The sequence below is a fragment of the Sinomonas sp. genome (assembly GCF_036848755.1).
Taxonomy (GTDB): domain Bacteria; phylum Actinomycetota; class Actinomycetes; order Actinomycetales; family Micrococcaceae; genus Sinomonas.
The window spans coordinates 1-11245 of sequence record NZ_DAIUJO010000114.1 but is presented as its reverse complement, the minus strand read 5'-3'; the positions used below and the strand labels follow the sequence as shown (position 1 = coordinate 11245).

Below are 11245 nucleotides of genomic sequence, written 5' to 3'. Positions count from 1 at the left end.
GTCGGCTACGGCAAGGCCAAGGAAGTTCCCGCGGCCATCGCCAAGGGCGTCGAGGAGGCCAAGAAGTCCTTCTTCCGCGTCCCCCGTATCGGCACGACCGTTCCGCACCGCGTGCAGGGCGAGGCCGCAGCCGGCGTCGTCATGCTGCGCCCGGCTGCCCCGGGTACCGGCGTTATCGCCGGCGGCCCGGTGCGCGCGGTCCTCGAGTGCGCGGGTATCCACGACGTGCTGTCGAAGTCCCTGGGTTCCTCCAACGCGATCAACATCGTCCACGCGACGATTGAGGCGCTGAAGGGCCTTGAGGAGCCGCAGGCTGTCGCCGCCCGTCGTGGCCTGCCCCTGGACGAGATCGCGCCGGCCGCCATGGTCCGCAACATCGAGAACCAGAAGGCAGGTGCATGAGTCATGTCGAAGAACCTGGCTCCCTCCGACGCCACGTTGGAGATCACCCAGATCAAGGGCGTCATCGGCGCCAAGCAGAACCAGCGCGAGACGCTGCGCTCCCTGGGCCTCAAGCGCATCGGTCACACTGTCGTCCGCAAGGCCGACGCCGTGACCGTGGGCATGATCAACACGGTTCCGCACCTCGTGAAGGTTGAGGAGGCGAAGTAATGGCTGAGAACGAAACTGAGCAGAAGACTCACGCGCTCAAGGTTCACCACCTGCGTCCTGCGGCTGGCGCCAAGACCGCGAAGACCCGTGTGGGTCGCGGTGAGGGTTCCAAGGGCAAGACTGCCGGTCGCGGCACCAAGGGCACCAAGGCTCGCTACCAGGTGCGTGCGGGCTTCGCGGGTGGGCAGCTTCCGCTGCACATGCGCCTGCCGAAGCTTCGCGGCTTCAAGAACCCGTTCCGGGTCGAGTACTCGGTCGTCAACCTCGAGCGGCTCGTCGAGCTGTTCCCCGAGGGTGGCACCGTGGGTGTCGAGGAGCTCATCGCGAAGGGCGCCGTCCGCAAGAACCAGCCCGTCAAGGTGCTGGGCAACGGCGACGTCTCCGTGAAGCTCGACATCACCGCACACGCGTTCTCGACGTCCGCCGCCGAGAAGATCGCCGCCGCCGGCGGCTCCACGACCGTCCTCTGACGTTCTCCGGAGCCAAGCCGACGCTGTGAGCATGAGGGCCCCTGCGGCCGTCGTTGGTTAGAACCCACGACGGCGGTGGGGGCCCTTCGCTTTGAGCCCCACACAGCGCGGGGAAACGAGGCGACGACGGCGGTGCGGCCCTGTGCGGAAGGGCGTGCCGAGCGCCGTCGCAACCTCCCCGCAACCCCCGGAATTATCTGGTCCGGGCGCCGGGCAGTTAGACTCGGTAGCTGTACCACGCTCGCCGCATCCTCTGCGCGAGCCCCACACCCTACGTTCCTCGTGATCGGGGAGGAGAAGCGTGCTTTCTGCCATCGTCCGGGCTTTCCGTACGCCGGACCTGCGGCGCAAGCTGCTGTTCACGCTGGGCATCATCGCCATTTTCCGTCTGGGCGCGTTCATCCCCTCCCCGGGGGTCAACTACAGCAACGTCAAGACGTGCCTCTCGCCACTCGTGAGCGGGCAGAATCAGCAGCAGGGCATCTACCAGCTCATGAACCTGTTCAGCGGCGGTGCGCTGCTGCAGGTGTCGGTGTTCGCGCTCGGCATCATGCCCTACATCACGGCGAGCATCATCGTGCAGCTGCTGCGGGTGGTGATCCCGCGGTTCCAGGAGCTCTACGAAGAGGGCCAGGCGGGGCAGACGAAGCTCACGCAGTACACGCGATACCTGACGATCGCCCTTGGGCTGTTGAACGCGACGACGCTCGTCTCGCTCGTCCGGTCCGGCCAGCTCTTCCCGAACTGCCAGCTGCAGATCATCCCGGACCAGAGCATCATCACGACGATCCTCATCATCATCACGCTCACGGCCGGCACCGGCCTGATCATGTGGATGGGCGAGCTCGTGACCGAGAAGGGCATCGGCAACGGCATGTCGCTGCTCATCTTCACGTCGATCGCGGCGAACTTCCCCGCGTCGCTCGGCGCGATCTGGACGTCGAAGGGCCCGGGCACCTTCTTCATCGTGCTCGTGATCGGCCTGGTCACGATGGCCCTCGTGGTGTTCGTGGAGCAGTCCCAGCGCCGCATCCCGGTCCAGTACGCGAAGCGGATGATCGGGCGGCGCACCGTCGGCGGCACGACCACGTACATCCCCGTCAAGGTCAACATGGCCGGCGTCATCCCGGTCATCTTCGCCTCGTCGATGCTGTACCTGCCGGCGCTCGTGGCGCAGTTCAACACTCCGAAGGACGGGTCGAACATCCAGCCGTGGGTCGAGTGGATCAACAACAACCTGACCAAGGGTGACCACCCGGTCTACATGATCATCTACTTCATCCTGATCATCTTCTTCACCTACTTCTATGTCGCGATCACCTTCAATCCCGAAGAGGTCGCCGACAACATGAAGAAGTACGGCGGCTTCATCCCGGGCATCCGTGCTGGCAAGCCGACTGCGGACTACCTGCAGTACGTACTTTCACGCATCACGCTGCCGGGCTCGCTGTACCTCGGCATCGTGGCACTCATCCCGCTGATCGCCCTCGTGCTGGTCCAGGCCAACACGAACTTCCCGTTCGGCGGGACGTCGATCCTCATCATGGTCGGCGTGGGCCTCGAGACGGTCAAGCAGATCGATGCACAGCTCCAACAGCGACACTACGAAGGACTCCTGCGATGACGAGAATGCTGCTCATTGGCCCCCCTGGTTCCGGCAAGGGAACCCAGGCCGAACGGATCTCGGCACGACTTGGCATCGTCGCCATCTCGACCGGGGACATTTTCCGCTTCAACGTCAAGGAGCAGACCCCGCTCGGCATCGAGGCGAAGAAGTACATCGACGCAGGGGACTTCGTCCCGGACAGCGTCACGAACAGCATGGTGCGTGACCGCCTGGCGCAGGAGGACGCCCGCGACGGCTTCCTCCTCGACGGGTACCCGCGGACCGTCGCCCAGGTCGAGTACCTCGACGAGATCCTCGCCGAGACGGGTCAGCAGCTCGACGTCGTCCTCCAGCTCACGGCAGAGGACGAGGAACTCGTCCGCCGCCTGCTCGGCCGCGCCAAGGAGACGGGCCGGAGCGACGACAACGAGGGCGTGATCCGCCACCGCCTCGAGCTCTACCACACGCAGACGGAGGCCGTCGTGTCCCGCTACGACGAGCGCGGGATCCTCACCAAGGTCGATGGCATCGGGGCCATCGACGAGGTCACCGAGCGCGTGTTGGCCGCCATCAAGAACGGGGCTGCGGACCTGGCCTGAGCCGGGATCCGGGCCACCGGCCAAAATGACGACGGCGCCGCTCGTCCGCCTGCCGACCCGGCACTCCGCAGGGGCTGGCAGCGCGGGTGGGCAGGCGCCGTCGTCCGCTTTCTGCGAGAGGAACCCTGTGATCGGGCAGCGGAAGATCGAGTACAAGAACAACGGCCAGCTTCGCATCATGGCGGAGGCCGGGGTGCTGCTGAGCCGTGCGCTCGATGCCGCCGTCGCCGCCGTAGCACCGGGCGTCACCACGGATGAGCTGGACGCGGCGTTCGCGGAGATCGTCGACGCGGCCGGCGCACAGTACAACTTCCTGGGCTACTTCGGCTACCCGAAGCACATCTGCGTCTCGGTGAACGACGAAGTGGTTCACGGCATCCCCGGCCCGAGGACCCTCAAGGAGGGGGACATCCTCTCGATCGACGGCGGCTGCATCGTCCGCGGATGGAACGCGGACTCCGCCCGCACCGTGATTGTCGGGAGCGGCGACCCCGAGGACGAGCGGCTCTCGGAGATCACGCGCCAGGCGATGTGGCACGGCATCGCGGCCTTCGCGAAGGGCACGCACGTAGGCGACATCGGGGACGCGATCGACGATTTCGTGACTGCGCAGCCGGGCGCGCCGCTGGGAATCCTCGAGGACTACGTGGGCCACGGGATCGGTTCCGAGATGCACATGGCTCCGGACGTCCTCAATTACCGCACCGGCCATCGCGGGCCCAAGATCAAGCCGGGCCTGGCCGTCGCGATCGAGCCGATGCTCGTCCGCGGCTCGATCGAGACCCGCGTGCTCGACGACGAGTGGACGGTTGTCACGACCGACGGGGCACGCTCGTGCCAGTGGGAGCACTCCGTGGCTCGGCATGAGCGGGGGATCTGGGTGCTCACGGCGGAGGATGGCGGCGCGTCCCAGCTCGAGCCCCTCGGCGTCACCCCGGTGCCGATCCCGGCGTAGCGACCGCAGGGAATTCCCCGCGCCCGCCGCACGTTCGGGACAGACGTGAAGGCGATTGCGTATGAACGATTCGGAAATGCCCAGGTCCTCGAGCTGAAGGAAGTCCGCGACGCCCACCCCGGCTCGGACTCGGTGCTCGTGCAGGTGAAGGCGGCGAGCCTGAACCCGGTCGATTACAAGGTCCGCCAGGGCCACCTCCAGGGCCTCATCGACACGGTCTTCCCGGTGATCCCCGGATGGGACGTCGCCGGAGTCGTGGTGAAGACGGGGCTGGACACACCGGAATTCGAGGTGGGCGACGAGATTTTGGCCTATGCCCGCAAGGACGTCATCTCGGGCGGCACGCTCGCGGAACTCGTCGAAGTCCCGGTCCGGACGGCCGTTCACAAGCCGAAGGAGCTGACCTTCGAGGAGGCAGCCGCGCTGCCGCTCGCGGGCCTCACCGCGCTCCAGACCGTCCGCCGCGCCGGAGTGTCTGCCGGTCAGACGGTGCTCGTCCACGCCGCGGCCGGCGGGGTCGGTTCGTTCGCGACCCAGCTCGCGGTCCTCGCGGGCGCCCGCGTCGTCGGAACGGCCTCGAAACGGAACCACGGGCACTTGCGCTCCCTCGGGGCCGAGCCAGTCATGTACGGCGATGGGCTCGTCGAGTCGGCCCGGGCGCTTGTGCCGGAGGGCTTCGACGTCATCCTCGACTTCGCGGGCCACTCCGCGGTCGAGACGGTTCCGGCGCTCCTGCGCGACGGCGGCCTCGTTGCGTCGATCACCGACAGCCGGGCGCGCGACGTGTACGGCGGCCAGTACGTCTGGGTGCGCCCCGACCGGGCGAACCTCGCCGAGCTCGCGGGGCTCGCAGCCCGGGGGAGCCTCAAGATCGAGATCGCCGAGGTCTTCGACCTCGCGGACGCCGCCGAGGCGTACCGCAAGCTCGAAACCGGGCATGTCCGGGGAAAGATCGTCGTCAGGGTCTGATCTCTCCCCCCGGACCCAAGAACGGACGACGGCGCCGCTCACCGGAAGGCGAGCGGCGCCGTCGTCGTCTCCCGCCACTTCGGGCAGGGCGCTCCGCGCGTCAGTTGGGCAGGGCGCTCCGCGCGTCAGTTGGGCAGGGCGCTCCGGGTCAGGCCGTGAGCTTCGGCTTGACGTCCTTCTCGTAGATGCCCTCGAGCGTCTTCTTGAGCGCCGACATCTCTGCCTTCACGTCGCCCTGCTGGGTGAGGATCCGGGCTGCGCTCTTGCCCATCTCCTGGTCCGCGCCGGGGAGGAACACGCGCGCGTTGTCCTGGACCCGCGTGACGGCGAGCTGATCGATCGCAGTCTGGATCTGAGGCGTCTTGGCGAGCACGGTCGTCATGTCGGCCGACTTGCGGACCGGCATGTAGCCCGTCGCAGCGGAGAACAGCGCGGCGTTCTCCGGCTCGCCCACGAACTTGATGAAGGTCGCGGCGGCGAGCTGCTGCTCCTTGGAGATGCCGGACGGGATGCCGAGGCCTGCACCGCCCGTGGGGCACACGTTGGTGCTCGCCTTCGGGCCGCCCGGGAGGAAGCCGACGCCGACGTTGAACTTGGCGCTCTTGAGGACCCCCACGAGCGATCCCGTCGACGCGAGGGTCGTCGAGGCGATGCCCGCGGCGAAGTCGACCGACTGGTCCTTGGACGAGACACCGGCCCACTTGTCCTTGTAGACGGTGTCCTGCGCCCACTGCATCGCCGCGACCGCGTCGTCCGAGTCGCACGTGATATCCCAGCCCTTGGACCAGCCGGTGCCCCAGCCCCACAGGTTGTTCTGCATGGTCCAGCCCGCGTAGCCGGCCATCGGGCCGTACATGAAGGCGTATTGCGCGCTTCCGGCGGACTTGAGCTTGGGGGCCCATTCGGCGAACTCGTCCCAGGTCTTCGGCGCCCGGTCGGGCAGGCCCGCGGCCTTGAAGTGGTCCTTGTTGTAGTAGAAGAGCGGGGTCGAGCGGGCGTACGGCATGGCCCACTGCTTGCCGCCGTACTGGTAGTCCTTGACGAGGGAGTCGCGGTAGTCGCTCAGCTGGACGCCCAGCTGCTTCGCGAGGGAGTCCATCGGGATGATGTTGCCGTTGATGTAGTAGCGGAACCACCACACGTCGGAGAGGACCACGACGGCCGGGAGGCCGGACTTCGCGGCCTGCGCCGTCTGGAACTTCTGCGCGATGTCCTCGTAGCTCGCGCCAGCGGTCACGAGGTTGACCTTGATGCCCGGGTTGGCCTGCTGGAACTTCTCGATGAGCTGCTGCTCGACGCTCTGGGACTGGCCCGGGTGGTTCGTCCAGAAGTCGATGCTGGCGGCCGGCTTGACGTTGGTGAAGTCCAGCTCGGCGTTCTGGTTGGTCGCGGAGCTGCCCGAGGTGTCGGGACCCCCGCACGCGGCGAGGGCGAGGACGCCGGCCCCAGCCCCGGTGAGGGCAAGGAACTTCCGGCGGTCGAGAGTGGGTGCCATGGGTGGGCCTTTCTTGTGGGAGGGTGCGGATGGGAAGGGAGGTATGGGTCGCGCTGCCTAGTTCGAGACGCTGCCCTGCGTGAGGCCGGCCACGATGTAGCGCTGGAGCATCGCGAAGACCACGAGGACGGGAACAATGACGAGCACGGCGCCGGCCATGAGGATGCCCCAGCCGTTTCCGACGTTGCCCTCGGAGTTCTGGAGGAGGGTCAGTCCGACGGGCAGGGTCATCGTCTCGGGGCGGTCGGTGATGATGAGCGGCCAGATGTAGTCGTTCCACTCGCTGACGATGGTCACTAGCGCCACGGTGGCGATGGCGGGAAGCGAGACGGGAACGACGATCCGCCACAGCCGGCCCCAGTGCCCCGCGCCGTCGAGCTCGGCGGCTTCGAGGAGCGAGCCCGGGAGCGTCATGAAGTGCTGGCGGAGCAGGAACGTGCCGAACGCCGTGCCGAGACCGGGGAGGATGATGCCCCAGAGCGTGTTCTTCCCGCCCATGCCCGCGATGAGCACGAAGTTCGGGAGGATCGCGACCTGCGAGGGCACCATGAGTGCGACGAGGATCAGGACGAAGATCACGTTCTTGAAGGGGAACCTCACGAAGACGAGGGCATACGCCGTGAGGATCGCGAGGGCTACCTTGATGGCGGAGCCGACGAACGTGACGATCGTCGAGTTGAGGAAGAACCGGCCGAACGGCACGGTCGTGGTCGCGTCGACGTAGTTCTGGGTGTAGGGCTGCTCGGGGAAGATCTTGAGATCCGTCGTGACGATCTCACCGGGCGTCTTGAAGGAGCTGAGCACCATCCACGCGAGCGGGAGGAACACGACGAGCGTGGCGAGCACGAGCGGGACGTAGCCGCCCGCGATCGTCTTGACGAGGTTGGCCTTCGAGAAGGCGCGGTCGCGGACGGGGGCGGCGCCGGGGGCTCCTCCGGGGGCGTCCGTGACGGCAACGGGTGCGGGGGCGCTCATGCGTAGTGCACCTTCTTTTCGACGAAGCGGATCTGGATCACCGTGACGACAAGCAGGATCACGAAGAGCACCACGGAGATCGACGCCGAGTACCCGGCGCGGTTGTAGGCGCCGAAGGCCTGCAGGTACGCCTCGTAGATCAGGGTGCTCGTCCCGTCGCCGAGCGGGGTCATCACGCGGATGAGGTCGAAGGCCTGGAGGCTCGAGAGGATCGTGGTGATGAGCAGGAAGAACGTCGTGGGGGAGAGGAGCGGGAGTGCCATGTTCCAGAAGCGGCGCACCGGCCCGGCGCCGTCGAGCGCCGCGGCCTCCATGACGTCCGTGGGCAGCGACTGCAGGCCCGCGAGGTACACGACGGCGCAGTAGCCGAGGTTCTTCCACACGTAGACGATCGTGATCATCGTGAGGGCCAGGTGGGGGTCGTTGAACCACTCCGGGCTCTTGGTGCCGAGCCCCTTGAGGATCCACGCGAGGACGCCGTAGCCCGGGTCGAAGATGAACATCCACACGAGGCCCACTCCGACCCCGGAGAGGACGTAGGGCGCAAAGACGGCCGCCCGCGCGAACGTCGTTCCGCGGACTCTGGAGTTCAGGGCGAGGGCCACGAGGAGGCCCAGGACCATGGACAGGCCTACGGTGAACACGGTGAAGACGGCGGTCGTGCCGAGGACGCGCGGGGCGTCGCCGCCCGTGAAGAACTCGACGTAGTTGTCCAGGCCGACGACCCGGGCGGTCGAGGCTCCCAGCGTCCAGTCCAGCATCGAGTACTGGATGTTCGCGATGAGCGGCCTGTAGGTGAAGACCGCGATGAGGACGAGGTTCGGCAGTGCCATCGCGAGGAAGACCAGGAAGTCTTTGCGGCCGCGGGCCGACCATCGTGGGCGCCGGCGCGGGGCGGGCGTGGGTGGCGAGACCGCTTCACGGCGGTCCAATTCGAGGTTGGTCATGGGTGTGTCGTGCTCCTCACCTAGTCCCCCGACAGGCGTTCATGGTGGGCATCACCGATTCTGGGCATCACGCGGGAGGTGATGTCTGGTGGAATGCAGGAACCAGTGCACCACAGCCGTGGGGCCGGGAAACCGCGATCTCGGGCCGAGAGAGGGAGAGTTGTCCGAGCCTTGCCCGAGAGTTAACTCTTTGTTTGATCGCGGGTCATGCGTGGTGCGCGGTGGGGCACAATGTGCACATGGGATCCCTCCTCGATGTCCCCGGGATGCGCGTGGGCCACGCCCAGCGCGTCGGCGACGGCTGGCTCACCGGCGTGACGGCCGTCCTCGCCCCTCCGGGTTCGGCGGGGGGTGTGGACGTCCGGGGCGGAGGTCCCGGAACGAGCGAGACGGATGCGCTCGACCCCTCGACGCTCGCCCAGAACGTGGACGGCGTCGCCTTGTGCGGGGGAAGCGCCTACGGGCTCGCCGCGGCGGCCGGCGTCCAGCAGTTCCTCGAGTCCGAAGGGCAGGGCTTCGGCGTTCTGGGCGGCGTCGTACCGATCGTGCCCGCCGCCGTGATCTTCGACCTCGGGCGCGGCGGCGACTTCTCGAAGCGGCCCGACACCGCGATGGGCTTCGAGGCCGCGGCGGCCGCCGTCGCCTCGGGCGGCGCGGACGACGGCGCGCTCCGCGGCTGCGTGGGTGCCGGGACCGGTGCGGTGTTCGCGCGGGGAAGGTACAAGGGAGGCGTCGGGATGGCCTCGGTGGCCCTCCCCGCGGGTCCCGTCGAGGGGCCGCCGGGCGCCCCGGCAGTCGTCCTTCCGGAGGGGCTCGTCGTGGGCGCGCTCGCCGTCGTCAACGCGGCCGGTGCCCCCGTGTTCCCGGGCGAGGCGCTACCCGGGTTCGAGGCAGCAGCGGTCGGAGGCCGGGCGCCGTCGTCCGCCAATACGACGCTCGCAGTCGTCGCGACGAACGCCGTGCTCACCCCAGCGGAGTGCAAGCGGACGGCGACGGCGGCCCACGCGGGGCTCGCCCGCGCGCTCAATCCGAGCCACACCATCGTGGATGGGGACACGATCTTCGCGCTCTCGACCCGGGCGGTCGCATTCGAGCGCGAGCCCGACTTCGCACGGCAGCTCGCCCTCTTCTTCGTCCAGACGGCCGCCGCAGAGGCCGTGCGGCTCGCGATCCTCGACGGCGTCCGCTCGGCGACGGCGGTGACGACCCCGGCCGGAACCTGGGCGCCGTACCCGGCGCCGGCTGAGTGAGGGCGTCGGCCCCTCACCACGTTCTGAGCCGCCTCCTCGGCGCGCCGTCCCGGCCTGCGGCGAGTCCCGCCGTCGTCCGCCCGAAAAGTGGTGAGGCTCGGACCGGCCACTTATCCACATAGCGCGCAGAGCACCGCAGTCGTCCCCTCGACGCGCGGCACGATGACAGCGTGGACCCGGTTCAGCCCCTGCTCAGCTGGGGCGGTGTCGCGCGGACGCGGCAGCTTCTCACGGCCGGGGTGCGGGAGCGGGAGCTCACCCGCGCGGTCACTGCGGGGCGCATCGGGCGCCCGCGGCCCGGCATCTACGCCCTCCCGGGGACTGACCCGCTGCTCGTGCGGTGCGCGGCAACCAACTCCCGGCTCACGTGCGTCTCAGCCGCGACCCATCATGGGCTGTGGATCCTGCGCCGTCCGGAGAAGATCCACGTGCTGAGGGCGGACGGGACGCTGTCGGCGGAGAGGGCCGTGGTCCACCGGAAGAGCTGGCTCCCGGGGGAGCCGGAGGGATGGGTTGCGTCGAAGGCCGACGTGCTGCTGCATGCGCTGCAGTGCCTGCCCGAGCTCGAGGCCCTCGTCATGGTCGAATCGGCGTCGCAGCAGGGGTTCTCGATGGACTTCCTTCGGGAGCGGCTGCCGGGGCGCCGCAATGCCCCGGCCCGTCGCATCCTCGACCTGGTCGACGTCGGCGCCGAGTCGCTCCTCGAGACCCTGGCCCGAACCCACCTGCGACGGGCTGGCCTGCGCGTCGAGCCGCAGGTCGACGTCCGCGGCGTCGGCTCGATGGACCTGCTCGTCGAGGACTGCGTCGACGTCGAGACCGACGGCAGGGAGCACGAGGCGCCGAAGCGGCGCCTCAAGGACTATCGGCGCGACAACACCGCCCAGGCGCTCGGCTTCGCCGTGGCGCGTTTCGGCTACGCGGACATCGTCCACCGCCCGGAGGAGATGGTGCGCCAGGTCCGCGAGATGGTGGAGGCGCGGCTCCGGCTCGGCGGCCTGCCACGGCTCGACGAGCTGTAGGCGTTGGGCGGCGTCGGAGTCTCACCAGCCTTTGAGCGGACGACGGCGCCCCCCACCGGCGCGCCGCCCGGACGTGCCGCGGTCGGCTGGCAGAAGGTGGTGAAACTCCCACGGGCCGTGAAAGCCGCGGGCGACCGCGTGTACGATAGGCGGATTTAACTTCCGGCCGAGTCTGGCGTACAGTTGTTTGTTGGCTGTCGGCCCAGCTGTGCCCTTTTCGGGGAGCTGCCGCCGGTCGAATCAAACCATAGACGACCACCGGGAGCACGTGTGCCCGGCGGCACAACAGATAGCGGAGGCTATGGCCAAGAAGGACGGTGTCATCGAGATCGAGGGCGTCGTGAC

General features: G+C 68.3%; 12 protein-coding genes. 9 read left to right on the top strand and 3 right to left on the bottom strand.

Features of this window, described 5'->3' with window-relative positions:
* The 7 genes from V7053_RS15425 to V7053_RS15395 all read left to right on the top strand — a co-directional run.
* Positions 1-402, top strand: a 402-nt coding sequence (locus V7053_RS15425) for a ribosomal protein S5 (protein WP_334173156.1), incomplete at its 5' end; no start/stop codon positions are given.
* Positions 403-405: 3 nt separating this feature from the next.
* Positions 406-612, top strand: a complete 207-nt coding sequence (rpmD, locus tag V7053_RS15420; RefSeq protein WP_323277223.1) for a 50S ribosomal protein L30 — start codon at positions 406-408, stop codon at positions 610-612.
* Positions 612-1082, top strand: a complete 471-nt coding sequence (gene rplO, locus V7053_RS15415; RefSeq protein ID WP_334173155.1) for a 50S ribosomal protein L15 — start codon at positions 612-614, stop codon at positions 1080-1082. Before rpmD ends, rplO begins: the two co-directional genes overlap by 1 nt.
* A 301-nt stretch (positions 1083-1383) precedes the next feature.
* Positions 1384-2706 carry a preprotein translocase subunit SecY gene (gene secY / locus V7053_RS15410; protein ID WP_334173154.1) on the top strand — a complete coding sequence of 441 codons (1323 nt, stop codon included), beginning with the start codon at positions 1384-1386 and terminating at the stop codon, positions 2704-2706.
* Positions 2703-3287, top strand: a complete 585-nt coding sequence (locus V7053_RS15405) for an adenylate kinase (RefSeq protein WP_334173153.1) — start codon at positions 2703-2705, stop codon at positions 3285-3287. The genes secY and V7053_RS15405 overlap by 4 nt, the downstream gene beginning before the upstream one ends.
* Before the next feature lie 127 nt (positions 3288-3414).
* Positions 3415-4242 (top strand): type I methionyl aminopeptidase, encoded by an 828-nt coding sequence (gene map / locus V7053_RS15400; protein WP_334173152.1) that lies wholly within the window; start codon positions 3415-3417, stop codon positions 4240-4242.
* 45 nt (positions 4243-4287) lie between these two features.
* Complete coding sequence (locus V7053_RS15395) at positions 4288-5211, top strand: NADP-dependent oxidoreductase (protein ID WP_334173151.1); 924 nt, start codon at positions 4288-4290, stop codon at positions 5209-5211.
* A gap of 148 nt (positions 5212-5359) precedes the next feature.
* Here V7053_RS15395 and V7053_RS15390 read toward each other — a convergent pair whose 3' ends face one another.
* The 3 genes from V7053_RS15390 to V7053_RS15380 are packed head-to-tail and all read right to left on the bottom strand — an operon-like array spanning position 5360 to position 8628.
* Positions 5360-6706, bottom strand: coding sequence for an ABC transporter substrate-binding protein (locus V7053_RS15390; RefSeq protein WP_334173150.1), 1347 nt, complete (start codon positions 6704-6706; stop codon positions 5360-5362).
* Positions 6707-6763: 57 nt separating this feature from the next.
* Positions 6764-7681 carry a carbohydrate ABC transporter permease gene (locus tag V7053_RS15385; protein WP_334173149.1) on the bottom strand — a complete coding sequence of 306 codons (918 nt, stop codon included), beginning with the start codon at positions 7679-7681 and terminating at the stop codon, positions 6764-6766.
* Positions 7678-8628, bottom strand: coding sequence for a carbohydrate ABC transporter permease (locus tag V7053_RS15380; RefSeq protein WP_334173148.1), 951 nt, complete (start codon positions 8626-8628; stop codon positions 7678-7680). Before V7053_RS15380 ends, V7053_RS15385 begins: the two co-directional genes overlap by 4 nt.
* Before the next feature lie 239 nt (positions 8629-8867).
* On the opposite strand from V7053_RS15380, the gene V7053_RS15375 reads away from it, so the two are divergent.
* Positions 8868-9878, top strand: a complete 1011-nt coding sequence (locus tag V7053_RS15375) for a P1 family peptidase (RefSeq protein WP_334173147.1) — start codon at positions 8868-8870, stop codon at positions 9876-9878.
* Positions 9879-10048: 170 nt separating this feature from the next.
* The gene (locus V7053_RS15370) at positions 10049-10900 is read left to right on the top strand and encodes a type IV toxin-antitoxin system AbiEi family antitoxin domain-containing protein (protein ID WP_334173146.1); all 852 of its coding nucleotides are present in this window, start codon (positions 10049-10051) and stop codon (positions 10898-10900) included.
* The last annotated feature ends 345 nt before the right edge of the window (positions 10901-11245 follow it).

Excerpts from the sequence above, each read along its gene's own strand:
- V7053_RS15390 (WP_334173150.1), bottom strand. The coding sequence starts at position 6,706 with ATGGCACCCACTCTCGACCGCCGGAAGTTCCTTGCCCTCACCGGGGCT.
- V7053_RS15385 (WP_334173149.1), bottom strand. The coding sequence starts at position 7,681 with ATGAGCGCCCCCGCACCCGTTGCCGTCACGGACGCCCCCGGAGGAGCC.
- rpmD (WP_323277223.1), top strand. The coding sequence starts at position 406 with ATGTCGAAGAACCTGGCTCCCTCCGACGCCACGTTGGAGATCACCCAG.
- V7053_RS15405 (WP_334173153.1), top strand. The coding sequence starts at position 2,703 with ATGACGAGAATGCTGCTCATTGGCCCCCCTGGTTCCGGCAAGGGAACC.
- V7053_RS15375 (WP_334173147.1), top strand. The coding sequence starts at position 8,868 with ATGGGATCCCTCCTCGATGTCCCCGGGATGCGCGTGGGCCACGCCCAG.
- V7053_RS15380 (WP_334173148.1), bottom strand. The coding sequence starts at position 8,628 with ATGACCAACCTCGAATTGGACCGCCGTGAAGCGGTCTCGCCACCCACG.
- rplO (WP_334173155.1), top strand. The coding sequence starts at position 612 with ATGGCTGAGAACGAAACTGAGCAGAAGACTCACGCGCTCAAGGTTCAC.